The sequence below is a fragment of the Pseudomonas californiensis genome (assembly GCF_021147775.1).
Classification (GTDB): domain Bacteria; phylum Pseudomonadota; class Gammaproteobacteria; order Pseudomonadales; family Pseudomonadaceae; genus Aquipseudomonas; species Aquipseudomonas californiensis.
In genome coordinates this window covers 1-26746 of sequence record NZ_JAGTPK010000026.1, presented here as the reverse complement: position 1 = coordinate 26746, position 26746 = coordinate 1, and the positions used below count along the sequence as shown (strand labels likewise).

The following is a 26746-nucleotide window of genomic DNA, read 5'->3' as shown; positions in this document are numbered from 1 at the left end:
AACGCTTTAGCGGAACTCCTCAATGAGTAGAATCTTCAACGCACAGATGCACGCCTGGTTACAGGTCTTCGCCTGTGCGGCCCGACACCTTTCCTTTACGCGCTGCGCCGAGGAACTGCACGTAACGCCCGGTGCGATCAGTCAGCAGATGCGTCAGCTCGAAGAGCGTCTTGGTTTTGCGCTGTTCCATCGGGTTGGCCGCGGGCTTGAGCTGACCGCCGAAGGGCAGCGTCTGGCGGTAGTGGCCAACGAAGTACAAAGCCGCATCAGCGACGAACTTCGTCTGCTGTATTCCGGGCGCATCGGCGGGGTATTCAAGCTGCGCTGTATCCCGTCGTTTCTCAGCAAATGGCTGATGCCGCGCCTGCCACGGCTGCAGGCGGCTTTTCCGGACATTCAACTGCGGATCATTGCCGAGGACAGCAGCGGCTCCTTGCGTGATGACGATTTCGACCTTGCGATTGATCTCAACGACGGCAGCTATCCGGGGCTCATGACCACGCCGCTGCTTGAAGAAGAGCTGTTCCCGGTCTGCTCGCCGGGCCTGCTGGAAGGCCGGCCACCGCTGGATACGCCCAGCCAACTGGTGCACTTTCCATTGCTGCACGACATTACGGCCTGGCGCGGCAGTTACGAATACGCCGAATGGGAGTTCTACCTGACGGCCATCGGTGCGGACGGCATCGACGTGCGCCGCGGTCACACCTTCAACCGCAACCACCTGACCATCGACGCTGCGCGCATGGGCATGGGCGTGGCCATCGCGCGCAAGGCTCTTATTACCGATGAGCTGGAGCAGGGCCTGCTGATCGTCCCGTTCGGCCACCCGATCAAGGCCCGCAAGAAATACGTACTTGCCTACCGCGAGGGCGCCCTCAATACCCCGGCACGCCGCGCCGTGCATGACTGGCTGGTCAACGAAGCGTGAGTGAGTGAAGGCGCAAATGAGTCAGCCTGTGTTCCCCCGTTCAGGTTTGGATTACACAGGCAGCATCTCGACACAGTGTCACTGAAGATATCAGCCCAATATCAAGTTCAAGAACCAGGATCATAAACAATTCAGGCGACAGCACGCCCAAAAACAAACAACGCTTTTTTATCGCGATAGTCGCCACACCACAGAGTGCGACGCAAGGTGCAGGCTGAGTTCTGGCGCTGAGCCGGGGGGCAATCGGCATGGATGCCGATTGAGCTGCACCGGGCCATGGATGGCCCGTTGCAGCGACCGCCGGATCAGTGTCAGAACGAAGGAATCCGCCGCAGGCGGACCCAACCGGAGCCTGGGGCTTTGCCCACTTTGGCCCCATCAAAGTGGGTCGCCGAGGGGCGAAAAGGTGACCTGAGTCGAATGCACAGGTCACTGAATCCACAGCCCAAGCGCTCCCGAACGTTCAAAAGTGCTGATCGCTCCATCATCAAATCAATGAAACATCTCGGCAATCAACACCGCACCGATGAACGTACCAAAGTTGGCAAGAAACGACACCAGCACGATGCGCCAGCCCAGGCGGCGAAAGGCTGGCAAGTCCTTGGCAATCGACAGACCGGCAAACGTCAGCATCGGCGTGATGACCGCCAACAGATTGATCGAACTGGTCAACCGCGCAATCTCCGCCGCCCATGGGCAGGCCGGGGAGGTCAGAAACATCGCCACCAGCGACACCATGCACACGGCAGGCACCTTGCGGCGAATCAGGCTGCATAGTGCTTCGCCCACAAACGCACAGAAAATCATGATGCCCATGCCTGTAAAGGCATCAGCCGACAGGGTCTTATAACCCACATAGTTGGCAATCAACGCCAGCGCACCGGCAGCCAGCCACGCACTGATCTTGCCCGACCAGCCCAGTTCCGGCACGTCCAGCGACACGTCGGAATGGCGAAGCCCTTCGTCGCTGAGGGACGCCTTGGTGGTGCGGCCGATCAGCGGCTCCAGTACGCGATAACCCCATACTGCAAGGGGCAGGGAAATGAACAGCGTGAAGTAGGTGCCGATGGTGGTGGTGATCAGGTTGGAGGCGGCAGCCAGGGTCATGACTTCCTTGGCGACTTCCGGCGTTTGTTGCGCGGCAATCGCGCCTGCGGCTGCGGCCATCATGCTGCCCGAGCCGATCCCCGACCCCATGGCCAATGAGTTGGGATGGAAGATCCCGAGGCTGGCGATAAAGCCGGCCACGATGGCAATGAACAACGCGCCGAACAGCGTGCCGGTCAGGTATTCGGCCAGTACGCCACGACCTTCCGGAGAGTCCATGCCATAGCGCTCACCGATGATCGCAAGGCTAGGCTCGCGGCCTACCGAAAAGGTCGCGCCAATCGCTTCGCGCTTGATGCCCAGCATCAGGGCCACGGGCAGACCGAGAATCACCGTGCCGACGAAGTGGCCAAACTCCTGAAACAGCAGCGCCCATCCCGAGGCGAACACCACCGGCAACGAACCGCCAACCACCAGCCCGAGTTTGGCGATAAAGATCAGCAGGGCAGGTTGCAGGATGGATGCCGAGCGCAGTTGCGTGCCGTGGTCGATGCCGATTGCACCCGGCATTCGACGGCTGGCAATGCCGATCATTGCACCCAGCAGCAATGCCCAGACCATTGGCAGCAGTACCACCTTGCCGGGGCCCAGCGGGATACTGATAGCGCCGATCGATTCGGCAACAATGAGGATGATGGCGGCCCAGAGATACAGTTTCACTGTTGATGAAACGCCCTGTTTATCGCCCGCCACTGCAGCGTGTGAGTTTTGCATGATGATCCCCTTGCCTGCTGAACGGCCTTTTTCAGACCTTATCAATCGTTATTTTGTTTTTCAGGTAGGCGCGGTCAGGCGCCAGGGCAGCGTTGAAAGTCCATGGGTCCATGGAGGCCTTATGGGGCCGACTGTTTTTATGAGGTGCGGGGTGAGCCGGACCCAGGCTGCTTCGAGCCATTTTGCGTAATGCACAGGCGACGTATCGATGGGCAAACCCTTTGAATACGGCACCCAAAGCCTTCAGGCTCTGTCGCAGTATGCATAGCGGCAGGTTGCACACCAATATTGCGAATTTTATTTATCGTTGCGTTAAACAGAACACAGAAAAGGGCAGGTCTACCGCGAAATCGCAGTGCACCAGCGGCGCGCTCATCGTCTGCTGAGCGCGCGTTTGTCGGCTGTCAGCGAGAGAGCTGAGCCAGGCCCAGCGCTTTGGCGCAGTCGTCCAGGGAACGCTGTTGGGTGTTGGCGTACAGCTTGAGTTCATCCAGGGTCGAGCGGCCCAGCGCCTGTTCGAAGTCCTGCTGATTCGAGTGAGTGGCGTAATGCGTTTGTGCATTGTCGCCCAGGTTGGACTGGAAGATGCCCGCGGCGCTGACCGGCAGAAAGTCTTCGTACACCAGCGGTTCGAACTGCACCTGACCCGCCTCGATCAGTTGTTCCAGATCGGTGGCACCAGCGCTGTTGTGAGAGGTGACGCTGCCGGCTGTTATCGGGAAATAGCGGAAGTAGGCGAGGCCTTGGCGGCGCATGTCGCTGTAGTTGTCGGGGAACGCCTGAAAAGCTTTTTCCAATAGCGCGGCGTAGCGCACCGCGTTGGCTTCATTGGGGAACTCGCCAAGTGCCTCGCGTGCTTCGCTCAGCAAGTGGTCATACAGTTCGCGGCCTTTGGGCGTCAAGGCTGCGCCACGCTGTTCGATCTCACCGAAGCGCGCCGAGTGGCTGCCGGACTCTTCGAGACCCTGACCCACAAACGTGATCGGCTCCTCAAGTGCCTTGAAACTGGTCTGGCGCAGCAGGATCGGACACTCGCGGCGTGGCGGGCCTTCGACCACGGCCTTGGGGGTGATGCCTTTGCCGGGCATGCCCGCTTGAACGGTATCGATGTCCAGTGTGCGCGGCGTCAAGTGATTGATGTGCGGACCACGAAACGCCACCACGTCGGCAATCAGACGATGCTGAGCGTTCAGTTGCTTGTATTCGTCCAGTGTCACGGTGGCGGTGTTGTGCCAGCGGAAGGTTTCCAGCGCCTGCTGCACAAACATGGCTGCGTCGGATGCGCTCAGGCCGCCGTCTGCTTCGTGCTTTTCGATCAGCTCGATGGTCTTGGACGTGAAAATCGTGCGCTTGCTCAGCACCGAGCTGGCAAATTCACGCAGGCTGTCGCTCTCGATCAGTTCCAGACGCAGCAGGGAGGTGAATACGCGAAACGGGCTGACCTGCAAGGCCTGCTCATGCACTGCGCGAAAGGCGGTAGAGTGCACCGGCACGCCTGCTGAACTCAGGTCGTAATAGCCGACCGGCTGCATGCCCATCACGCCAAACAGACGCGCAAGAGTGGCCAGTTCCAGCGCGGTGCCGACCCGGATCGCACCGTGGCGCTCCATGTCCAGACGCGATATTTCACCGGTCTGACGCAGGCTGCCCAGCAGGCGGTCGTCCTGCTTCATGACCCGATCATTGACCTCTGCAACCAGCGCCATCAACGTGCCGTAAAGCGGTACTTCTTCCTTGTACATCTGCGACATGGCACGGGAAAAGTCGGCGCGGATGTCGTCAGGGTTGGCAAAGGGTGCAGTGCTCATCAGGATGGTTTCTCCATACACAATTCAATCAACAGCGTGTAGCACGCCTTCAGGTCAGTGCTGCCAGGCAACGCTCGAATATATCCAGGCCTTCGTTCAATATCTCAGGCTCTATGGTCAGCGGGATCAGCAGACGGATGATGTGTCGCGATTTACCGCTGGGCATCAAGAGTAGCCCCGCGTCTCTGGCTGTACTGAGCAGCTCGGCAAGTTGTCGTGTCGCGGGTGTGCCGTCCGGATTGACCAGCTCGATGCCGCGCATGCAGCCGACACCGGTCAGCCTGCCGAGGTATGGCGACAGCTGGTTTGCCTGCCAAGCGTTATAGCGCGTCACGATGGCGTTTTCCTGCTGCTCACCCCAGGACGACAGGTTGGCGTCGGTCATCTGTGCCAGCGAGGCCAGGCCAGCCGCACAGCCGATCGGGTTGCCGGAATACGTGCCGCCCAGCCCACCTTTGGGCAGGTTGTCTAGCAGTGGCTTGCGACCCACCACCGCGCCCAGCGGGATACCGCCTGCGATGCTTTTTCCGAGCAGGATCAGATCCGGCTCGATACCCAGGCGACTGAATGCAAAGCGCTGCCCGGTACGGCCGAAGCCGGACTGGATTTCATCGGCGATCAGAATAATTCTTTTGTCGTCGCAAAATGCCCGCAAGGCTGGGCAAAGTCCGGCTCCTTGGCCAGGAAACCACCTTCGCCCTGCACCGGCTCAAAAATGAAGCACGCCACGTCGTTGACGTCGATCTCGACACTGAACAGCCGATCCATGGCCTTGAGCGCCTGCTCGGTCGTGACGCCGTTATCCTTGCTGGGGAACGGGATATGGAACACCGGACCGGGCAGCACGCCGACCTTCTGTTTGTAGGGCGCGACCTTGCCATTGAGGTTGAGGGTGGCCAGGGTTCGCCCATGAAAGCCACCGTCGAAGGCAATCACGGCACTACGGCCCGTGGCGCCGCGCACAATCTTCAAGGCGTTCTCGGCCGCTTCGGCGCCGCTGTTGGTCAGCATGCCGCTCAATGGATAGCTCACCGGCACGAACTGTGCGAGCTGGTTCATGAACCGGATGTACGGGTCATGCGGGGTGGCGTTGAAGCAGTAATGCGTCAGTTTTTGCGCCTGATCCTGGATCGCCTTGACTACCGCCGGGTTGCAGTGCCCCAGATTGAGCACGCCAATGCCGCCGACAAAGTCGATATAACGCTTGCCGGTGGTATCCCAGACCTCAGCGTTGCGGCCGTGGGACAGGGTCATGGTGTGGACAAACGAAATGGATTCGCTGATGTGCTCGCTCATTGGTACTGCCCCGAGGTGACAAAGGGGTTTGGCGAGCTGTTGGCAGTGGCGAAGAGGAAGGCGATAGGCAGCGGCATGATCGATCCTGCGGCGGTGACGTTTTGCGCTATCTAAGCGAACAACAGACCTGGCTCGCAAACGAAATAAAATCACCGGATCATTCCAATAATTCCGGTTGGAGCGGTTTTATAGGCCTTTAATGGCTGAAAGTTCATTCCTAAAAGGAATCATGTTTTTCAAAAACGTCGTTTGTGAGCAGGCTCCGAGTGGATCAATATCAGCGTTATCAATGATTTCAACCTGACAGGAGAATCAGCATGGTTGCCGAGTTGTTAGCAAGCCTGGGCGTGGCGAAAAGTGCCTATACCGACGGGTCCTATCCGGTTTTCACGCCCATCGATGGCAGCCAGATTGCCTCGGTCACGCTGGAAGGCAAGGCACAGGTTCAGGCGCGTATCGACACGGCCCACAGCGCGTTTCTGAAATGGCGAACCGTACCGGCCCCACGTCGTGGCGAGCTGGTGCGCATCTTTGGTGAAGTGCTGCGGGAGCACAAGGCGCAACTGGGCGAACTAGTGTCGGTCGAAGCGGGCAAGATCACTCAGGAAGGTCTGGGTGAAGTCCAGGAAATGATCGACATCTGCGACTTCGCTGTTGGCCTGTCGCGTCAGTTGTACGGTCTGACCATTGCGTCCGAGCGTCCCGGTCACCACATGCGTGAAACCTGGCACCCGCTGGGTGTGGTCGGCGTGATCAGTGCGTTCAACTTCCCGGTCGCAGTCTGGGCGTGGAACACCACGCTGGCGCTGGTGTGCGGTAACCCGGTGATCTGGAAACCGTCGGAAAAAACACCGCTGACTGCGCTCGCCTCACAGGCGCTGTTCGACAAGGCACTGAAGATTTTTGGCGATGCGCCGGAAGGCCTCGCGCAACTGGTGATTGGTGACCGTGATGCTGGCGAAGCGCTGGTGGACGATCCACGAGTGCCGCTGATCAGCGCCACCGGCAGTACTCGCATGGGCCGCGAAGTCGGTCCGCGTGTGGCGGCTCGCTTCGGTCGCAGCATCCTGGAACTGGGTGGCAACAACGCAATGATTCTGGCGCCCAGCGCTGACCTGGACCTCGCGGTGCGCGGGATTCTGTTCAGCGCAGTTGGCACTGCCGGTCAGCGCTGCACCACCTTGCGTCGCTTGATCGTGCACCGCTCGATCAAGGATGAAGTGGTGTCACGCGTCAAGGCGGCGTACGCCAAGGTGCGCGTCGGTGACCCGCGTGAAGGCAACCTGATCGGTCCGCTGATTGATCAGCACGCGTTCTCGGCGATGCAGAACGCGCTGACCAAGGCGCGTGACGAAGGTGGTCAGGTGTTTGGCGGCGAACGTCAGTTGCAGGACAAATACCCGAATGGCTATTACGTCACGCCGGCGATTGCTGAAATGCCAGGGCAGAGCGACGTGGTTCGTCATGAAACCTTCGCCCCGATTCTTTACGTGCTGACCTATGACGATTTTGAAGAAGCGCTGCGCTTGAACAACGAAGTGCCGCAAGGCCTGTCGTCCTGCATTTTTACCACCGACCTGCGCGAAGCCGAGGCATTCCAGAGTGCGGCAGGCAGTGACTGCGGCATCGCCAACGTCAATATCGGCACCAGCGGCGCAGAAATCGGCGGCGCGTTTGGCGGCGAGAAAGAAACCGGTGGTGGTCGCGAGTCGGGCTCTGATTCATGGCGCGCCTACATGCGTCGGCAAACCAACACCGTCAACTATTCCCGTGAGCTGCCACTGGCTCAAGGCATCGTTTTTGACTGACAGGCATTGAACCGGGCCTGCATTGCGGGCCTGATCGGGTTATCGGGCATGGCTGGAGTTTTTCGATGGCGCACTTTCGTGAAGGGTGTCTTTGGGAGCAGTTGACCCCGCAGCGTCCGGTCAGCCCAAGGCTGACCGGCGAGCGGACAGCCGATGTCTGTATTATCGGTGCGGGTTTTACCGGTCTGTCAGCCGCACTTCGCTTGCTCGAAGGCGGTAAGTCAGTGTGTGTGGTCGAGGCCCATCAGGTCGGCCACGGAGGTTCCGGGCGTAACGTCGGGCTGGTCAACGCCGGGACCTGGGTTGCGCCGGACGAGTTGGAAAAAACCCTGGGCAGCGTCGAGGCCAGCCGTCTCAACACGGCACTGGGAGCTGCGCCTGCCTTGGTGTTTGAGACCATCGACAAGTATTCCATCGACTGCCAGGAGACGCGCACCGGCAACCTGCACATGGCCCACAACGCCAAAGGGCTGGCTGATCTGCGCAGCCGTGCCGAGCAATGGCAGCGACGCGGTGCCAACGTCGAGTTGCTGACCGGCAAGGCCTGTGACGATGCGTGTGGCACCGACAAGGCCGCTGGCGCGTTGCTCGATCATCGCGCTGGTACGGTCAATCCGATGGCGTATGTCTCGGGCATGGCACTCACGATGCTGAACCGGGGCGGGCAGTTGTTTGGCGAGTCGCCGGTCAACGGTCTGCAACGCACTGCCGATGGCTGGAAGGTATCCACCGCGTTGGGCAGTGTGCGCGCCGAGCAAGTGATCATTGCTTCCAATGCCTACACCGAAGGCGAGTGGACCGACATCAAGGATCACATGTTTGCCGGTTATTACTATCAGGTCGCATCACAGCCGCTCAGCGGGGCCGAGCAGGCGCAGATCCTGAAGGGCGGCCAGGGTTCGTGGGACACGCGAACAGTGCTGAGCAGTATTCGTCGCGATGCGCACGGTCGTCTGGTGCTGGGCAGCCTCGGTAATGCAGGCAATTACCCGCTATGGTTCCTCAGGCAGTGGGCCGACCGTATTCAGCAGCATTACTTCCCGCAGTTGGGGCGGGTGCAATGGGAAAGCACCTGGACGGGCCGGATCGGCTTCACACCCGACCATCTGCTCAGGCTGTTCGAGCCCGCGCCGGGCTTATTGGCGGCCACCGGCTTCAACGGCCGAGGTGTCACCACCGGTACGCTGGTGGGCAAATGTTTCGCCGATTATCTGCTGACCAATGACGCCGAGGCGCTGCCGGTGAATTTCTCCGGCAACAAGAAGGTGTCGGGCAGTTCGCTGCGCACGCTGGCTTATGACGCCGGGTTCACTCTGTATCACGCTGGGCAATGCCTGCGGGTCGTACTCTGACGCAAACGGTTCAGGCGCTGCGGCTCTTGAGTCGCAGTTCGGCACACAGCCCGCCTTGCGCCGAGTTGCGCAAGTGCAGGCTGCTGTCGAGCTTGCGCACGATCATGTCGACAATGGCCAGGCCCAGCCCTGCGCCGTTGCTATTGCCCTGACTGTAAAAACGCTCGAACAGCCGCGCTTTCTGTTGTTCGTCGATGCCAGGGCCTGCGTCCTCGACCGAGACATGCGCGCTGCCGTCTTCCTGAGGGCGCAGCTGTACTCGGATCTCGCTCGCGGGCGGTGCAAAATTCAGCGCGTTGGTCAGCAGGTTTTGCAGGGCGATGGTGATGGCCGCGGGGTCGCTGTTGATCAGGCATTCATCGCTGGCTTCGAACACCAGATCGACACGCTTTTCCAGGGCCAGCGGCGTCAGCTCGGCCATCTCTTCGCGTACCAGCGTATTCAGTTCGAAAGTTTTCAACTGGCTGTCCTCGAGGCGCGGTTCGAGCCGCGCCATGGTCAGCAACTGACTGGCCAGACGAGCCGCGCGGTCAACGCCGTGGACCAGAAAGTCCAGTGCTTCCAGACGTTGTTCCGGGCTTTCGGCCTGGCGGGCGTTCTGGGCGTGGATGCGCAGGATGGTCAGCGGTGTGCGCAGCTCGTGGGCGGCATCGGCGATGAAACGGCGTTCGCGGTCCAGCACGCTGTCGATCTGGGTCAACAGACGATTGAGGGCGTACTGCATGGGCTCCAGCTCTCTGGGCAGCGGCGACACATTCAGTGGTTCAAGGCTTTCGGCATCGCGTTTGCGAATGACTTTGGCCATCAGTTGCAGCGGGCGCAGACCCCAGCCGATGGCGAGCCAGATCGCCACGATCAGCAAAGGTACGCCCAACAGCGTCGGCCAGACCGTGTGGCTGACGATGCGCTGAATCAGGTCCTGACGCACGTCATCACGCTCGCCCACCCAGATCAGGAAACCCTGCTGTGGATCGGCCAACAGAAAGCCGCACCATTCATGGTCGTTCTCGATCAGGTCGTGGGAGCCTTCTTCACTGGGCGGCGCAGCCAGCAGCGGCGCTTCTGTCGAGCGTACCAGCAGTTCACCTGAGGTGCGCCAGACCTGAAAGGTCAGGCGTGTTTCATAGGGGTGGGCGACGCCACTGGTGCCCACCCGGCTCATGGCTTCATCGAACGCCTGATAGAGTTTGTCCAGGTCCTGTTCGCCAGCAGCGCGCTGGCGCAGCACGCCCTGCAGGAGGCGCGCACTCTGGGCCAGTTGCGCGTCGTAGACCTCCTCGATTTCGTGGTGGCTGTCACGCAGCACCAGCAGGCTGATGATCAGGTCACCCAACAGCAACAGCACCAGTACGGGAACCAGAATGCGCGTGCGGACCGAGTTCATGCCTTAAGCTCCAGCAAGTAGCCGACGCCACGTACGGTGCGGATCAACTCGGTAGAGAGCTTTTTGCGCAGGTTGTGGATCAGTACTTCCAGCGTGTTGCTTTCGACCTTGTCCTGCCAACCGTACAGCGTATTGGACAGGCGCTCACGGGTAACGACCTTGCCTGGACGGATCATCAACTGGTGCAGCAACTGGTACTCCATCGGCGTCATCAGCACCTCGCTGCCCTTGAAGCTGACCTGCTGCGACGCCGGATCGAGGCTGATACCGGCGTGTTCGAGCAGCGGCTGGGCGCGGCCCTGACTGCGGCGCAACAGGGCACGCACACGAGCCTTGAGCTCATCGACATCGAACGGCTTGATCAGGTAATCATCGGCCCCGGCATCCAGCCCGGCGATGCGGTCTGCGGTGCCGTCACGTGCGGTAATGATCAACACCGGCAAGGCCAGTTCTTCGGCACGCAACTGGCGCAGCAGGTCGAAGCCGTCCATGCGTGGCAGGCCGAGGTCGAGCAGCAGCAGATCGAACGGTTCGCTGCGCAATGCATGCAGTGCGCTGACGCCGTCCTCGAGCCAGTCGAGTGTGTAGCCCTCGTTATTCAAGGCCACGCGGATCCCTTGGCCAATGGCTCGATCATCCTCGACAAGAAGCAGACGCATAAACGTGTTGACCAGTGAGAGTGGCTGAGAAAGGCGCCATCATGCAGCTCGAGCGTGGCCCCGCGAAGTGTCAGGTGTTCGGGAAGATGTTACCAGCTGTTGCGTATTAAGCTTTTCCTAAGACTGGTTTCGCACAGTAGGCACTCCTTAACTGCCTGCGAGTATTTCTCATGCGTAAAGTCCTGCTGATTTCCCTGTTACTGGCCAGCCCGTTGGCGCTGGCCGGGCCGCAATGCACCACTGCCGAAAAATCCCAATGGCAGGATCAGGCCAAGTTTCAGGAGCAACTCAAGGCTCAGGGTTACGAGATCAGCAAGTTCAAAGTCACTGACGGCAATTGCTACGAGATCTATGGCTTCGACAAGGACAAGCGCAAAGTCGAGATCTACCACGATCCGGTCACGGGTAAAGCGGTGAAGACCGAGATCAAGGGCTGATGAGTCGAGGTTCCCTGCGTCTTTGGGACCCGCTGGTCAGGCTGTTTCATGTCTCGATCGCGGGGGTCTTCATCGCCAATTACTTCTTCAATGAAGCCGGTGATGACTGGCACGTCTGGCTGGGCTACTACGCCGTTGCTTGGCTGGTCGTGCGAGTGGTGTGGGGATTCGTCGGGCCAACCAGCGCCCGCTGGAGTGATTTCTGGCCGAGCCGGGCGCGCTTGAGTGCACATGTCCGGGCATTGGCAAGCCGCAGACCGGTCCACCGGCTCGGCCATTCACCGCTCGGTGCGCTGGTCATGGTGCTGATGATGTCGATGATTTTCGGCATGGGGCTAACCGGCTGGATGATGCAGGAAGTCGATGCCCTGTGGGGTGCCGACTGGCCGTTGCAGATCCACGAAACGCTGGCCAATACCTTGTGTGCGTTGGTGGTGCTGCACATGGCAGCGGCGATTTTCGAGAGCTTTCAAGTGCGCGACAACCTGCCGCTGTCGATGCTCACAGGGAAACGACGTCCACTGCCGGACACTGAACACCGACCCTGAGCGTCGCGTGAACCGCTCTCTTTCTTTCCCACGGTGATACCTCTCCATGGCTCTTATTTCCCGAAACCTGGCTGCATGGAGCGCAGGCCTGATTGTCGTGTTTGTTTTCATCAGCGCATGGCTCAGCCATCCGCTGCATCAGATTTCCGGATTTGCCATCAGCGCCGCGCCGCCCGGTACGCCCAGTATTGCGCCCAAGGCCAACTACACGTCGCGTTTTGCGTCTTCCAATCTGGACGACTTCGTTCATTCGTCGGCGGTCACCGCATTGCCGGGCGGCGACCTGATGGCGGTGTGGTTTGCCGGCTCGCGTGAAGGGGCCGGGGATGTCGAGATCCGCACATCACGCTACGACGCGGCGACAGAAGAGTGGGGTGGCGAGCAGGTACTGGCGACCCGCGAGTCGACGCAGTCCGGCACCGGCAAATACATCCGCAAGCTGGGCAACCCAGTGGTCGCTTTGGCTCCGGATAACCGGATGTGGCTGTTTTATGTGTCAGTGTCGGTGGGTGGCTGGGCGGGCAGTTCGGTCAATGCGATGGTGTCCAGCGACATGGGCGCTACCTGGTCGCCTGCGCGCCAGTTAGTCACCTCACCGTTTCTCAACATCAGTACGCTGGTGCGCGGCGCGCCGGTTTTCCATGCTGACGGCTCGATAGGTCTGCCGGTGTATCACGAGTTTCTCGGCAAGTTCGCAGAGTACCTGTACCTGAGTGCGGACGGCGAAGTGATCGACAAGTTTCGGATCAGTCGCGGCACCAACTCGCTGCAACCTACCGTAGTACCGCTGGACGGCCAGCGGGCTGTTGCGCTACTGCGTTACGCGGGCGAGACCTTCCATCGGGTACTGGCCAGCCGGACGGAAGACGGCGGCAAAACCTGGAGCGAGCCGCGTCCATTGACGCCGAGCAACCCCAATTCGTCGCTGGCCGCTGTCGGCGTGCCAGGCAGAGGCCTGCTGGTGGCGTTGAATGACCTGCGCGAGGGCCGCTTCAAACTCAGCCTCTACGGCACCGACGAACAGATGAACGTTTGGCGGCCGCTGATCGATCTGGACAAGTCGCCCGATCCGCTGGGCACACCGTTCTCGCTGGAGGCCTACAAGGCAGTGATCGGGGAGGGCTTTCGCAGCTCCAGCGGGGCACGTCGACAGCCGATGGAAGCTGCGTTCCTGAGCAATCTGGACCAGCGCGTCTGTTCGCCTCAAGGCTGTGATTTCGAATACGAATACCCGTATTTCATTCGCAGCCCGGACGGGCTCTATCACCTCGTGTATTCGTGGAATAACACCTTCATCAAACATGTCAGCTTCAACGAGGCCTGGCTGGCGGAGCAGCTGTTATGACCGCATTGGGATTCGCTCATCTGGCGTTCGCCTGGACTTTGTTCGTGCTGCTGGCACCGCTGACGTCCTCTTTATGGTGGCGATGCGGCCTGTTGGCAGCCACCTCGGCGTTGAGCGTGGTGACGGTCGACGGCCTGACCCTGGCGGCCTACGCCCGCAGTCTGACCGACGATCTGGCGATCAGCAGTCTGGTTCTGCTTGGCTGGCTGACCCTGCGACGGCTGGGTGTGCTCAAACCCGTCGCCGCGAACCAGCGCCTGGGGATGTTGCTGGTGTTCGCTGCGCTGGCCTTGACGTTGTACCCGGCCACACTCGGCTTGACGTATTTCGACCCTTACCGCTGGGGCTATAACCCGAGGCCGATGATCATCATCGTGGCCATGATCGCGCTGGCATTGCTGGCGCTGCGTAGCACGTTGGGCGTGGTCATGCTGGCTGTCGCCACGCTGGCCTTCACCTTCCGCCTCAAGCCCTCGGAAAACTACTGGGACTACCTCATCGACCCGCTGCTGGCGCTGTATTGCTGTGGCGCGTTGCTGGTGTGGGGTGTTCGTTTTGTGTATCGCCAGGCTGCGGGGCGTCGTCGTCCGGCGGCCCTGGCGGCTGGCAACGTATAGAGGATTGACGATGAGTGGGCTGCAATCACGACGCTTACGCTTCTGGCTGGGCGCTGTCGTGCTGGTGTTTATGGTGTCGGCCGTGCTGAGGGGCGTATTTTTCTTCGGTTTTTCGGGTGTTGAACCGGGCAGGTTGTTCAGCGATGGCGACGTGCTGCAAACGTTGGGGATCGGCCTGCGCTTCGACCTGCGTCTCGCGTTGCTGATCCTGTTGCCGGTGGCGGCGCTGCTCTGGCTGCCGCGCTGGAACATGCTCAGCGTACCGGCTTTGCGTCGCGTGGCGAGGTGCTACCTGATCTTGGCGCTGGCGGTACTGACCATGATCCATATCGTGGATTTTGGTCATTACGCCTACCTCGGTGTTCGTTTGAATGCCAGCGTGATGCGCTATCTGGAAGACGCGCAGATTTCCCGCGACATGCTCTGGCAAACTTACCCGGTCGTGCAGATCGGTCTCGCCTGGCTCGCGCTGGTGCTGCTGACCGGCTGGATGCTGCTGAAGCTTGAGCGGGGCACGCTCGGTCGCCCGGCGTCTGCGGTCAGTCGCTGGTCTGCGACCTGGGTTTCGGTGTTGGTGGTGTGTGCGACGTTTCTGGGGCTGCTGGGTCGTGTCGAAAACCTCAATCTGGAAAACCCGGTCCCGTTGCGCTGGAGCGATGCGTTTTTCTCCGGCAACAGCCAGGTGGCCGCGCTGGGGCTCAACCCTGCACTGTTTCTCTATGACACGCTCAAGGTGGCCCAGTCGCGCTACGACGAAGAGCTGGTCCGTCAGCATTACAACGTGATTGCACACTATCTGGGCGTCGACCAGCCTGATGCACAGGCGGCCAACTTCAAGCGCCAACAGGCGGTACAGCCGTATCGGCTGGCAGGTGACCGGCCACCGAACGTGATGTTCGTGATGCTCGAATCACTGGGCACCAGTGCGGTCGGTGCGTATGGCAACCCGCTCAATCCAACGCCGAATCTGGATCGTCTGGCCAGGCAAAGCTGGTTCTTCAAACACTTCTATGTGCCCGTCACCGGGACCGCCAAGACCGTCTGGGCGAGCATTACCGGGGTGCCTGACGTGACGCGTCAGGAGACGGCCACCCGCCATCCATTGTTGACGCGCCAACACACGATCATCAACGACTTCAAAGGCTATGAGAAGCTGTACATGATCGGCGGCAACTCGGGCTGGGCCAACATGAACGCGCTGATTCGGCGCAGTATCGACGGCATTCGTCTTTACGACGAGCGCGACTGGAAGTCGCCTCAGGTGGATGTATGGGGCATCTCTGATCTGGACCTGTTCAAGGAGAGCGATCAGATCCTGCGCGCACTGCCTGCCAACAGACCGTTCTTCGCCTATGTGCAGACGGCCGGCAATCACCGACCGTTCACCATCCCCAGGGACAACGACGGGTTTCAGGTGAGCGACAAGACCCTGGCGCAGGTTCAGGCCGCGGGCTCGCGTAGCGTCGAGCAGTACAACGCCGTGCGTCTGCTGGACTTCAATATCGGGCGGCTGATGGAGCTGGCCAAGGCGGGCGGTTATTACGAGAACACCATTTTTGTGCTGTTCGGAGATCACAACACGCGCATCAGCCAGATCCCACACATGGCGCCTGCGTTCGAACAGTTGGGGCTGGAGAGCAACAACGTGCCGCTGCTGATTCACGCGCCCGGCCTGTTGGGTTCGCGCACGGTTGATGAGGCTGTTGGCCTGGCGGACCTGTTGCCGACGCTTGCTGGCATGACCGGCATGCCGTTCAACAACGGCGCAATGGGTCGAGATATTCAGCAGCCGGCCCCTGAAGGCGAGCGTGTCGTGCCGCTGGTGCTGCGTGAGGGGACCTTCCCGCTGATCGGCGGTGTGACACGCCATCACCTGCTGCAAATGGAACACGACGGCAGTTCCCCGACGCTGCACGACCTGTCTTCGACCACGCCACTGGACAATGTCGCCGAGCAGAATCCCGAGGAGTTCAAGCGCCTGCGTGACCTGACCCGAGGGCTGCATGAAACGTCGCGGATGATGCTGTACCAGAACGTGCGGTGATCGCGACTGGCGCGTTTGCATGTCAACCGGCATGCGCTTACGATGCTCTCATTATAGGTAGGGGGGTATGGTATGGCGCACTTGCATGATGACAAGGACAACCTGCTCAAGCGGGTCCGGCGCATCGCAGGTCAGGTTCAGGCGATTGAGCGAGGCATCGAGAGCGAGACCGACTGTGCGAAGACTTTGCACTTGGTCGCGGCCACGCGTGGCGCGATCAACGGGCTGCTTGACCAGATCATCGAAGCGCACGCCCGTGAGCATGTAGCGCACCCCGATTTGAGTGACGAAGCGCGGGCGCAGGGCCTGGACGAGTTGCTTGAAGCCATCCGTCGGTACTCCAAATGAGGGCGGGCGCAATGAACCATGAACATCACGCGTCTCCGGCCTCGCTGACCCACCAGCACGTGTTCCTCGGCGCGTCCCATGACCGCAACGCGCGGCGTACGCTGTGGGTTGTGGCGCTGACGTTTGCCATGATGGTGATCGAAGTCGTGGCGGGTTATGTCACCGGTTCCATGGCTTTGCTTGCTGATGGCCTGCACATGGCAACCCATGCAGGAGCATTGGGTATTGCCGCCGGTGCCTACGCTTTCGCCCGTCGCAACGCGCACAACCGCCGCTTCAGTTTCGGCACCGGCAAGGTGGGTGATCTGGCGGGCTTCGCCTCGGCGTTGATTCTGGCCATGGTGTCGCTGTGGATCGGTGTCGAGTCAGTGATTCGCCTGTTCCAGCCCACCGCAGTAGCTTTTGGCGAAGCTGCGGTAATTGCGGTCATTGGTCTGGGTGTGAACATTTTGAGCGCGGTGCTGCTCTCTGGTGGCCATGCACATGCACATGCGCATGATCATCACGGTCATCACGGTCATGACCACCATGACCATCATGCTGGCGATAACAACCTGCGCTCGGCCTATGTCCATGTCCTGGCCGATGCGTTGACGTCGGTGCTCGCCATCGTCGCGTTGCTGGCCGGACGGTATCTGGGCTGGGTCTGGCTGGACCCGCTCATGGGTATTGTTGGAGCTTTCGTCATTGCCCGTTGGGCCATCGGCCTGATAAAGACCAGCAGTACTGTGCTGCTGGACGTGACCGACGAGCACGTGGCACAGGAAATTCGTGATGCCGTCGAGGCAAATGGTGACGCGACCCTTACCGATCTGCATGTCTGGCGGGTGGGTCCGCAGGCGTGCGCAGCGATTGTCAGTGTACTGGCTGATATTAAAGTGCCTGCCAATGTGATCCGGGATCGCCTGGCGCACGTACATGAGGTCGCGCATCTGACCCTCGAATATCGGGCAAGGGGCGACTGAATCAACTTTACTGAATGCATGAGCTGATCCATGTCACGCATTTTTCGTAGCCAGACAGCAAAAGTTGCGTGTCTGGCTACGTTGTCGTGACGTGATGTGTACCCTGTTGAAGTCAGGTGTTTCATCGGGAATGTCTAAGAAAGGCCTACCCGCTTTCGCTTACAGTCTGTATTTTGTCCAACTATTTTTCGCCCGGACGCCTTTCTGTCCATCGTATCTTCGAGAGACTTACTGGATGCCGGCAAAGTTTTCCTGTTTGAACCCGCCGAAGTTGCTCGACGCACTTCGAGCTGAAACGACTCAGCTTCACGTCCAACTCGAAAAACGAATGCCGTTTTTCTCCGCAACTCTGAACAGCGCTCTTTACCTGCGTTTGATGCAAGCCTACTACGGCTTTTATGCGCCACTTGAGGCGGCCTTGCTCGCCAGCGCGTTGACTCCCGTCGAACTAGCAAAACACGAACGGGTCAAAACCCCGGTGCTTGCGAAAGACTTGATCGCGCTTGGCATGACTGCGCACGACATCAAGCAGCTGCCACATTGCACCCGCTTGCCGACAATTGACTCTGCTGGCGCCTGCCTTGGCGTTATGTACGTGCTTGAAGGTGCCACGCTGGGCGGACAAGTGTTGCGGCGCGAGATCCATAAGTCTCTTGGCCTGGATGAACAGAGCGGCGCGGCGTTTCTTGATGTTTACGGCAGCCATACCGGTTCACGCTGGAAAGTATTTCTCGAACACTTGAACGCTGTGCCAAGTGACACTGTTTTCAATGAGGCCGCCACGCGTGCGGCTCAATCCACATTTGCATGTTTCGAGCACTGGCTCGACGGTCAAGAGGTACTGTTATGAGCCAACTCGACAAGGACTCGTTTGAAGTCCTCTTGGCTAACTGTGCGGATGAGCCCATCCAGTTTCCGGGTGCCATCCAGCCGCATGGAGTGTTGTTTACCTTGCAGGAGCCGGACCTCACTGTAATGCAGGTCAGCGCCAATGTGCAGACTGTGCTGGGTCATGCTCCAGAGCAAATCCTCGGGCAGCCGCTCGATCAAGTGCTGGGTGCCGGCTGGGCTGGTGTCATAAAAAGCGCCAGTGCTCATGATTCATTCATTGACGCACCCCGTCTGCTGATCACCGTCAATGGCATCGAATTTGAAGCCATGATGCACCGCAGTGAAGGTGTGCTGGTCCTGGAACTCGAGATTCAGGACAAGGACGCCCAGGCGGTCAGCTACATCGAGCGCACTGGCAACCTGGGGCGCATGCTGCGTCAGTTGCACGCTGCCAGGGATTTGCAGACGCTATACGAAATCAGCGTCCGTGAAGTACAGAAGATGACCGGCTATGACCGGGTGTTGATCTATCGCTTTGAAGAGGAAGGCCACGGCCAGGTCATTGCCGAGGCATCGTCGCCGTCAATGGAACTGTTCAACGGTCTGTTCTTCCCGGCCTCCGATATTCCCGAGCAGGCCCGTGAACTGTATCGCCGTAACTGGTTGCGGATCATCCCGGACGCCGACTACACGCCGGTACCGCTGTTGCCGCAGCGGCGACCGGACACTCATCAGCAACTGGACCTGAGCTTCTCGACGTTGCGCAGCGTTTCGCCCATTCACTGTCAGTACATGAAGAACATGGGCGTGCTGTCTTCGATGAGCGTTTCGCTGATTCAGGGCGACAAACTGTGGGGCCTGATCAGTTGCGGCCATCGCACGCCGCTGTACGTTTCTCATGAGCTGCGCAGTGCCTGCCAGGCACTCGGCCAGGTACTGTCGCTGCAAATCAGCGCGATGGAAGCGCTGGAAATCAGCCGTCAGCGTGAGACCAAGCTCCAGACTCTGGAGCTGTTGCACCAGTCCATGGTCGCCTCCGAAGACAACGTATTCGAAGGCCTGGCTCAGCAGCCTGGACTGCTGATGGAACTGGTCGGCGCGACGGGCGTAGCGATCATTGAAGACCGGCAACTGCACTGTTATGGCGTGTGCCCCGAGCCTGCGGATATCAGGGCACTGCATCAGTGGATCATGTCGAGCGGCGAACCGGTTTTTTCCAGCCATCACCTGTCGAGCGCTTTTGCTCCAGCCGAGGCTTATCAGTCCATCGCCAGCGGTGTTCTGGCCATGAGCCTGCCCAAGCCTGTGGCCAACGGCGTGCTGTGGTTCCGTCCCGAGGTCAAGGAAAGCATCGAGTGGAGCGGTAATCCGGACAAACCGATGGATCTGGAGGGCTATGATTCGGGCCAGCAGTTGCGGCCGCGCACTTCCTTCGAGATCTGGAAGGTCGAAATGACCGGGATCGCCAACAAGTGGAGCCATGGCGATATCTTTGCCGCCAATGACCTGCGTCGCTCAGCGCTCGAGGACGATCTGGCCCGCCAGGTAAGACGCGAGCAGAGTGCGGTGCGTGCCCGTGATGAACTGGTGGCGGTCGTGTCCCACGACTTGCGCAACCCGATGACCGTCATCTCAATGTTGTGCGGCATGATGCAGAAGTCATTCAGCTCCGATGGTCCGCACACGTCCCGACGCATCTCATCGGCCATCGATACCATGCAGCAGGCGGCAAGCCGCATGAACGTGCTGCTGGAAGATTTGCTCGACACCTCGAAAATCGAAGCCGGACGCTACACCATCACGCCTCAGCCGCTGGAAGTCAGTCAGATTTTCGAAGAGGCCTACACCTTGCTGGCGCCGTTGGCGATGGACAAGTCCATCGAGATCTCCTTCGACGCCGAACCGGACCTCAAGGTCAAGGCAGACCCTGAGCGCTTGTTCCAGGTACTCTCCAACCTGATCGGCAATGCCATCAAGTTCACTCCCAAGCTCGGCAAGATCGGTGTGGCGGCAGTGTGCGTGGGTGATGAGATCGTCTTCACCGTACGTGACTCAGGTGAAGGCATCCCGGCAGACCAGCTGCCGCACATATTCGAGCGCTATTGGACCGTCAAGGAAGGCAACCCGACCGGTACCGGCCTGGGCCTCTACATCTCGCAGGGCATTATCAAAGCCCATGGTGGTGTACTGGGCGCGAGCAGTGAAGTAGGGCAGGGCAGCGAATTCCGTTTCACAGTGCCCGTCGCCGAGTGACAAAAACGTTCGAATCAGGCTTGAAGGTCGCTCGACTGCTCAAGCCTGATCCGGGTCGAACGACAGGACGTAGTCGTCGGCCCTGGGTGTGATCTGAATGTTTCTGGCTTCCAGCGCCCGGTAGTATTCCTCGATGGTCAGCGCGCTGCTCAAACGTGCCTTGATGATGCACGGCTGTTGCTGCCAGGGATAACGGCGCAACTGTTCGCTGAGTTGCTTTTCTCCGCCTGTTTTCCAGCCGGTTATGGATTGATCACGCCAGCGGCGGGGGTTGCGTCCGGTCTTGGCGTCGTGGGCGGCGGTGACAGGGTCGAGGTGACGGCTCTGTTCCAGCACAGGCAGATCGGGCAGGGGTTGAGTGACGTCCATGTAGCGTTGCAGGCAATCCCAGAACGCCAGCGCATTAGGCTTGTCGAGGCCCAGCGCATGCACTTTGACGGCCAGGCACACCTTGTTGGATGAATAACGGTGATACAGCCACAGTGCATAATCACTGGACCCATGGCCGCTAGGCGCGCGCATCAATACCGGGTCAAATTCTTCGAATGGCGCCACATACAGCGGCCGGAACCGCCGCTTGAACCGCACCATCCCGTCCACGCGATTGAATTCGCTGCCGTCGTGCCGGCTTTTCACACTGTACAGCCATAGCAGGCAATCCCAACCGATTGCGCCCATGAAGTAGAGGGCGGTGCCGAGCCAGAAACCGATGTGCATGTCGCTGGAGCCCCAAAGGGTTCCTTTTAGCCAGAGGACGATGGCTGCGGAGAGCACCAAGCCGGTTATTTGCAGCGGATGGAGAAACCTCAATTGACACATGTAGAGCGTCATTGAGCTGAACATCAGTACTACTGATATGAATGAGATGAAAAAAGTCAGCCCTCCAGTGTGGTTATACCCGAGTTCTAATCGGACAGGATGAAGAACGCCTAAACCCCAGCACAGCCACAATAGCGAGAAGCTGAGTGTCTTCATGATAAACAGCACGTGCGGAATCCGTCCCGAGTTTTGAAAACGCCACCGGTACGCGTCGCAATAGACTTCAGTAGAATAGCCAGCCGCCTGCTGCCGCTCATAGACACTGTGCTCATCTGCCTCAAGCTGAGTGGTGACTTCCATCACTGGCTCCAGTCCCGCGCAGTGGCCTGAAGCAAGGTGGGTATTGAATAACCCGTTGCGATTTAATGCGCTTCTCCATTTTGGATTGGGTAATTTGTCGGCACTGGTGCTGCGGTACGCGCTGGCGGCGTAGTGATCGCTATACGTTCTCATGCTGATCACTACGCCTGATCCGGGTCGAACGACAGGACGTAGTCGTCGGCCCTGGGTGTGATCTGAATGTTTCTGGCTTCCAGCGCCCGGTAGTATTCCTCGATGGTCAGCGCGCCGCTCAAACGTGCCTTGATGATGCACGGCTGTTGCTGCCAGGGATAACGGCGCAACTGTTCGCTGAGTTGCTTTTCTCCGCCTGTTTTCCAGCCGGTTATGGATTGATCACGCCAGCGGCGGGGGTTGCGTCCGGTCTGGGCGTCGTGGGCGGCGGTGACGGGGTCGAGGTGGCGACTTTGTTCCAGCACAGGGAGGTCGGGCAGGGGTTGAGTGACGTCCATATAGCGCTGCAGGCAATCCCAGAACGCCAGCGCATTAGGCTTGTCGAGGCCCAGCGCATGCACCTTGACGGCCAGGCACACTTTGTTGGATGAATAACGGTGATACAACCACAGCGCATAATCGCTGGACCCATGGCCGCTAGGCGCGCGCATCAATACTGGGTCAAATTCTTCGAATGGCGCCACATACAGCGGCCGGAATCGCCGCTTGAACCGCACCATCCCGTCCACGCGATTGAATTCGCTGCCGTCGTGTCTGCTTTTCATGCTGTACAGCCATAGCAGGCAATCCCAACCGATTGCGCCCATGAAGTAGAGGAAGGCGCCGAGCCAGAAACCGATATGCATGTCGCTGGAGCCCCAAAGGGTTCCTTTTAGCCAGAGAACGGTGATGGCTGAGATCACCAAACCTCCTGATTGAAGATAATGCACCCCTCTTCTGCTAGTCATGTAGAGGGCTAATGAGGTGAACATAAAAACTGCTGTCGAGAATGCGATCGACGTCATGAGTTCTGTGCTGATATCTCCATATCCGAGTGCCGGTTTGACTTGAAAAAATATACCTAAACTCCAAGGAAGCCACGAGTAAGGAATGCACAAGATATTCAGGATGAATAATATATGCGGAACTTTTTCTGAGTTTTGAAATCGCCAGCGTCGTGCATCGCAATAGACTTCTGGTTTGTCACTGGCTAGTTGCTGCCGTTGATGGATATTGTGTTCATCCGCCTCAAGCTGAGTAGTGACTTCCATCACTGGCTCCAGTCCCGCGCAGTAGCCTGAAGCAAGGTGGGTATTGAATAGCCCGTTGCGATTCAGCGCGCTGATCCATTTTGGATTGGGTAATGTTTCGGTGCTGGTACTGCGGTAGGCATTGGCGGCGTAGTAGGTATCGGTTTCGGCAGGGGAAATCATACGTTTTGCTCGTGGGTTGCTATTAGCCAGTACAGCGGTGCTTCGTCTGCAAGTGCATCTTCAGTTGGCAAGCGACGATGATTAGGAGAGAAAGGTTTCCAATTCTCAATAGTAGGCTGCGGAAGGATCAGCGGTGCACTGTTTGGCTCAGTACTTAGCTCGACCTGCAAGCTGACCTTTAGCCCTTCCGTGACTCGAAGACGATCCCGTTGCTGCACGTTAAGCACCGGTGTTTCAAAAAAAGATGGAAGCACATAAAGCATGCTGTCAATCCCTAGCGAAACAGCTACCAGTTTGGGTGAGCCTGTTGTTTGTCTGCGGTACTGACGGGTAGCTAATACTTGGCCGGTGTCTAGGCTTGAGCAGAACTCCTGCCCGGCCAGTTGGAACTGCTGTCCCTGATGACCGAACATCGATAGTAGCGGTGAATGAACAATGACCACCCAGTCGTTATCTTCGAGGGCTCGTCGCTCGGGCCGGGTCGTTTGTGAGTAGCCGTTGTCGGATTCCACTTGCGCACGTCGCCCATCGGCCAGCGTTACCACCTTTAATTGCTCGGTAGTGGCTTCATTTCTCCAATCCTTCAGACGCATGGAGGTGATAGTAGGTTTGCCCAATAGCCCTACCAGTTGTTGGTAGGCAATGACTGGATTACTTAAGTGATTAAAGTTTTCATTGTTGTCAGCGACTGGAGTCTGGTTGCCGGAAAATTTTAGGCCGAACGGACCATTTCGTATCAATAGCTTGATGTCGCTGTCGGATAGTAGATTTGCAACGATTGAGCCTCCGATAGTTACCGCCACACCTATAAGCAGAGCCAAGGGGTTTATGGTTAGGCCAAGAGCATAAGCCCCCCAAATTCCGCTGCCCAAAGCAGTAAAAAAAATAGGCGGCTGATAGGGCGTATCTGCCTTTTTCAAGTGCTTTGAAAGCGTCCAATATGCTGAGTAATGCTCCTACCCCGGTAGCTATACCACCAATAGCCCTTAGCAGAGGTAACTTTGGACTGCCCGTTTGTTTTTCCAGATTATTTGCCCATTGAATAGATATTTTTGATATGTCAATGCGTGGCGTATTAAGAAAGTTTGCGGTTGTACCACCAAAAAGAAGTTTGCTATGATTCCCGATTGCGGCTCCCAAATCTAAAAATGCGCTTACAACTCCAAAGTTTCCACGAAAAGATTCCTGAGTCTTAAAGCTTTCTACCTGCACCACCAAGTTATAAACCGCAAACCCCAGCATTAACGTAGGCACTGCCTTGGTCTTTTCCAGCGCCTGACCGGCCTGACTCAATCCCGCGCGAAACCGGCTGTAGCGCGAAAGTTCGGGGTGGCCACTGGGCAGTGCGATCACGGTCAGGTTGCGTACCAGGGGTTGGTTTGTGTAACTGCCTTTGGCACTGGTGCTACCCAGTTTTTCGCCATCGAGGCTGTGCAGTGAGGCGTAGCGGTAGTTTTTGCGGGTCAGTTCGGCGCGTTCTGTTTGGGTCAGTCCGTTGCTCAGTCCACCGCCCTGCACGCCGATTACCGTGAAGCCCTGGTCCATGGCGTCGCCAAAGGTAGTAAGCCGAACACCCACGAGTTTTCGTGAGAGTGCCGACAGCGTCTTGAAGCTGGGGGCGAAGACCCGGTCGAGTTTGATGTTCTGAGCGTCTTGCGCAAGTCGGCTGAGTTGGGCCACGACACTGGCGCCTAAAATATCCAGCAGGTCGCCCATGAAGTACGCGAAACTTTTGCCTGCACTGGCCCAGTCCACTTCGCCCATGATTTGTGCGCTGAGCATCAGGGTACTGAGGCCCATGGCCTCCGGGGCAGGGGGCAGGTTCTTGTCGCTCAGTATCTGCAGGCGCTTGACCGGCTCCGGCAACTGCCCTTCACTATTGGCCAGCAGCAGCGCACCCAGAGGATGCTCTGCACGCAGAATGCCCTGCACCAGTGTGTCAATCATCTTGCGTAGCGCCGGGAGCTCTTTGCCGGTAAACATCGCATCGGCTTTTGCTGGCAGTTGAGCGCAAGCATTGAGCGCTTCGGTCAATAGGCTGTAGGGCTCGAGCAACGCTTCATCGTGACGATGGGTCCAGTCCAGCAACACGGTGGTCAGCTTCTTGTCGAGAAGCCCTGCCAGGCGCACAAGGTGAGTCGTCAGCTGCGAGCGGCAGGTTTTACGGTCCTGCTCGAAAACGGCCTCGTGCAGTTTGGGCAGGTCTATTTCGCTTTTCAAACTCGACAGTGGTCCGTCCAGAATGCTGTACAGCACCTGCGCGTAACGGCCGTATGTGTGATAGGGCACGAGGGCATTGAGGGTTTGCAGGTAGGTGGCGCAGTGACGTATCTGTGCCATGGCGTGGCGCACGGCAAACAGCGGATCGTCGAGGATGACCCCGACCAGATGCTTGTTGCCTTGCAGGTTATAGCGGTCGAGCAGATCGGCACCGGCCTCTGTTTCAGGAAGGGCGCTCGGCGGTGGATGCTTCATGTGGCTTGCCAGTTGTTCCTGGCGCATCTGCAAGCGCTTGATCAGCATCTGGTCGTCGAAGCCTGAGAACTCCGGGGTAAAGTCCAGCGGGTCTTCGAGGGCGCTTTCGATGTTGAAGTCCCGGGCCCTGAGCCCGGTCTTGATCCGCACCATCGGCAGGCTCGGGTTGCTCTGCGTGGTTTTCCAGTGGTCGGAGGCGACGACCGCAGCGTCCCAGGCCCTTGCGATGTTCTGGCAGCGGGCGCGGACGCGAGCCGGATCGGCTTCCAGCCATTTTATGTAGTCCCACGTCCAGGGCACCTCGCTGTACGCCATCAGAAACTGGTCAGCGACGAAGCGGCTCTGCAACAACATTGGCACCAGCATCACGTGCTGCGCTACACCGACCGAATCTCGTTGATCGGCGTTGGTGTTTTGTTCGGCAGTGGCTCGCCAGTGGCTGACGTCGACCTCAAACAATTGGCCTTGGCCGTCGGTTTCCAGCTCTCGCCACAGTACATTCTTGCGAAACACATACAGCCGACCTCGTCGCGGGACGCCACCGCGAGGCGACTGGCTGTCCGTGTCGTAGCCGGGCAGCCTGGCCATCGGCACGATCGCGATCAGGGTGTTGCGCTGAATGTTTTCTTCTTCCCGCGTGGCCCTGGTGTCGGTCAGCAGCGGGATATGCAATACGCCGCCGTCGGTCCGTTCGATCTGCAGGGCCAGGCGAGCGCGTTCGTCGTTCAGGTACTCGGCTTTCTTGCGGGTGCCCTGGCTGATCGGGTTATCACTGAGTTCGTTCATGCGTCGCGCTCCGGTGGCAGTACCTGCAGTTGGCTGCCCAGTTGCGGATCACCCCACACGTCGACGATCAACGTTTCAGGGCCTGGTCGTTCACTGGCGGGTGGTTTGATCGGGGTGGTCTGTAAAGCGGCGGTTCGTTGTCCGGCAGCCGAGCGCTCGGCAACCCGTGCAGGCGCAGGCCGCAAGGGCGCGGATGCTGTGCCGCTGCCTGGCGTGCCCTCCGAGTTCAACTTGATCTGCGGGCCGGACGCGGTAATGCCGCCGGCATCGATCTTGAAAAAGCTGTCGCCGACTTTGAAAGTGACTTCCATCCCGGCCTCGATCACCCACTGTTCGCCTGCGTCCATGCTGATTTCGTGGCCAGCCTCTGCCAGCAGGGCTGCACCCACCTTGATATGCCGCGTCCCGCCCACGCTGAGGTGATCATCAGCCTTGGCCTCGGTCAGCCGATCACCGTCGACGGTGCGGTGTTCCTGTGCCTTGAACTCGCTGTAGCTGTTGGCCTCGACCCGGTCA

Annotated in this window: 20 protein-coding genes and 2 pseudogenes; 12 read left to right on the top strand and 10 right to left on the bottom strand. The window is 59.1% G+C overall.

Translation table 11 applies throughout. The features are described 5' to 3' along the window. The first annotated feature begins 22 nt into the window (after positions 1 to 22). Positions 23 to 928, top strand: coding sequence for a LysR substrate-binding domain-containing protein (locus tag KDX37_RS21180; protein WP_231654979.1), 906 nt, complete (start codon positions 23 to 25; stop codon positions 926 to 928). Between the two features lie 492 nt (positions 929 to 1420). Here KDX37_RS21180 and KDX37_RS21175 read toward each other — a convergent pair whose 3' ends face one another. From KDX37_RS21175 to KDX37_RS21165, 3 genes and pseudogenes are all read right to left on the bottom strand, one after another. Continuing rightward, positions 1421 to 2749, bottom strand: a complete 1329-nt coding sequence (locus KDX37_RS21175) for a DUF3100 domain-containing protein (protein WP_231654978.1) — start codon at positions 2747 to 2749, stop codon at positions 1421 to 1423. Positions 2750 to 3153: 404 nt separating this feature from the next. After that, on the bottom strand, positions 3154 to 4557 hold the full coding sequence (hglS, locus tag KDX37_RS21170) for a 2-oxoadipate dioxygenase/decarboxylase HglS (protein ID WP_231654977.1): 1404 nt from the start codon (positions 4555 to 4557) through the stop codon (positions 3154 to 3156). Between the two features lie 49 nt (positions 4558 to 4606). Continuing rightward, positions 4607 to 5853 (bottom strand): annotated as a pseudogene (locus KDX37_RS21165) (2-aminoadipate transaminase). Positions 5854 to 6170: 317 nt separating this feature from the next. Here KDX37_RS21165 and amaB point away from each other — a divergent pair. Together amaB and amaA are read left to right on the top strand one after the other, a co-directional pair. Further along, complete coding sequence (amaB, locus tag KDX37_RS21160; protein ID WP_231654976.1) at positions 6171 to 7661, top strand: L-piperidine-6-carboxylate dehydrogenase; 1491 nt, start codon at positions 6171 to 6173, stop codon at positions 7659 to 7661. A gap of 65 nt (positions 7662 to 7726) precedes the next feature. Then, complete coding sequence (gene amaA / locus KDX37_RS21155) at positions 7727 to 9013, top strand: L-pipecolate oxidase (RefSeq protein ID WP_231654975.1); 1287 nt, start codon at positions 7727 to 7729, stop codon at positions 9011 to 9013. A gap of 10 nt (positions 9014 to 9023) precedes the next feature. Here amaA and KDX37_RS21150 read toward each other — a convergent pair whose 3' ends face one another. Together KDX37_RS21150 and KDX37_RS21145 are read right to left on the bottom strand one after the other, a co-directional pair. Then, positions 9024 to 10397: an ATP-binding protein gene (locus tag KDX37_RS21150; RefSeq protein WP_231654974.1), complete on the bottom strand. Its 1374-nt coding sequence runs from the start codon at positions 10395 to 10397 to the stop codon at positions 9024 to 9026. Further along, a complete protein-coding gene (locus tag KDX37_RS21145; RefSeq protein ID WP_231654973.1) occupies positions 10394 to 11056 on the bottom strand; it encodes a response regulator in 663 nt (220 codons plus the stop codon). The genes KDX37_RS21150 and KDX37_RS21145 overlap by 4 nt, the downstream gene beginning before the upstream one ends. A gap of 170 nt (positions 11057 to 11226) precedes the next feature. On the opposite strand from KDX37_RS21145, the gene KDX37_RS21140 reads away from it, so the two are divergent. The 9 genes from KDX37_RS21140 to KDX37_RS21100 all read left to right on the top strand — a co-directional run bounded on the left by KDX37_RS21140 (position 11227) and on the right by KDX37_RS21100 (position 20444). Further along, positions 11227 to 11493 (top strand): PepSY domain-containing protein, encoded by a 267-nt coding sequence (locus KDX37_RS21140; RefSeq protein ID WP_231654972.1) that lies wholly within the window; start codon positions 11227 to 11229, stop codon positions 11491 to 11493. Continuing rightward, a complete protein-coding gene (locus tag KDX37_RS21135) occupies positions 11493 to 12041 on the top strand; it encodes a cytochrome b/b6 domain-containing protein (RefSeq protein WP_231654971.1) in 549 nt (182 codons plus the stop codon). The genes KDX37_RS21140 and KDX37_RS21135 overlap by 1 nt, the downstream gene beginning before the upstream one ends. A gap of 46 nt (positions 12042 to 12087) precedes the next feature. Beyond that, positions 12088 to 13386: a sialidase family protein gene (locus tag KDX37_RS21130; RefSeq protein WP_231654970.1), complete on the top strand. Its 1299-nt coding sequence runs from the start codon at positions 12088 to 12090 to the stop codon at positions 13384 to 13386. Beyond that, entirely contained in the window at positions 13383 to 14003 is a 621-nt protein-coding gene (locus KDX37_RS21125) for a hypothetical protein (RefSeq protein WP_231654969.1), read from the top strand. Before KDX37_RS21130 ends, KDX37_RS21125 begins: the two co-directional genes overlap by 4 nt. Positions 14004 to 14013: 10 nt before the next feature. Next, entirely contained in the window at positions 14014 to 16047 is a 2034-nt protein-coding gene (locus KDX37_RS21120) for an LTA synthase family protein (RefSeq protein WP_231654968.1), read from the top strand. Positions 16048 to 16119: 72 nt separating this feature from the next. Next, positions 16120 to 16395 carry a metal/formaldehyde-sensitive transcriptional repressor gene (locus KDX37_RS21115; protein ID WP_231654967.1) on the top strand — a complete coding sequence of 92 codons (276 nt, stop codon included), beginning with the start codon at positions 16120 to 16122 and terminating at the stop codon, positions 16393 to 16395. Positions 16396 to 16406: 11 nt separating this feature from the next. Next, complete coding sequence (dmeF, locus tag KDX37_RS21110; RefSeq protein ID WP_231654966.1) at positions 16407 to 17360, top strand: CDF family Co(II)/Ni(II) efflux transporter DmeF; 954 nt, start codon at positions 16407 to 16409, stop codon at positions 17358 to 17360. A gap of 235 nt (positions 17361 to 17595) precedes the next feature. After that, positions 17596 to 18210 carry a biliverdin-producing heme oxygenase gene (locus KDX37_RS21105; protein WP_231655022.1) on the top strand — a complete coding sequence of 205 codons (615 nt, stop codon included), beginning with the start codon at positions 17596 to 17598 and terminating at the stop codon, positions 18208 to 18210. Beyond that, positions 18207 to 20444 (top strand): ATP-binding protein, encoded by a 2238-nt coding sequence (locus KDX37_RS21100; protein WP_231654961.1) that lies wholly within the window; start codon positions 18207 to 18209, stop codon positions 20442 to 20444. The genes KDX37_RS21105 and KDX37_RS21100 overlap by 4 nt, the downstream gene beginning before the upstream one ends. A 39-nt stretch (positions 20445 to 20483) precedes the next feature. On the opposite strand, the gene KDX37_RS21095 is transcribed toward KDX37_RS21100, so the two are convergent. The 5 genes and pseudogenes from KDX37_RS21095 to KDX37_RS21075 all read right to left on the bottom strand — a co-directional run. Then, positions 20484 to 21287, bottom strand: a complete 804-nt coding sequence (locus KDX37_RS21095) for a hypothetical protein (RefSeq protein ID WP_231654951.1) — start codon at positions 21285 to 21287, stop codon at positions 20484 to 20486. A 437-nt stretch (positions 21288 to 21724) separates the two neighbouring features. Beyond that, a complete protein-coding gene (locus KDX37_RS21090; protein ID WP_231654949.1) occupies positions 21725 to 22969 on the bottom strand; it encodes a hypothetical protein in 1245 nt (414 codons plus the stop codon). Continuing rightward, positions 22966 to 23586 (bottom strand): hypothetical protein, encoded by a 621-nt coding sequence (locus KDX37_RS21085; RefSeq protein ID WP_231654946.1) that lies wholly within the window; start codon positions 23584 to 23586, stop codon positions 22966 to 22968. The genes KDX37_RS21090 and KDX37_RS21085 overlap by 4 nt, the downstream gene beginning before the upstream one ends. Before the next feature lie 64 nt (positions 23587 to 23650). Next, a complete protein-coding gene (locus tag KDX37_RS21080; RefSeq protein WP_231654944.1) occupies positions 23651 to 25957 on the bottom strand; it encodes a hypothetical protein in 2307 nt (768 codons plus the stop codon). A 269-nt stretch (positions 25958 to 26226) separates the two neighbouring features. Next, positions 26227 to 26746: pseudogene (locus KDX37_RS21075) on the bottom strand (type VI secretion system tip protein VgrG); the annotation flags it as partial.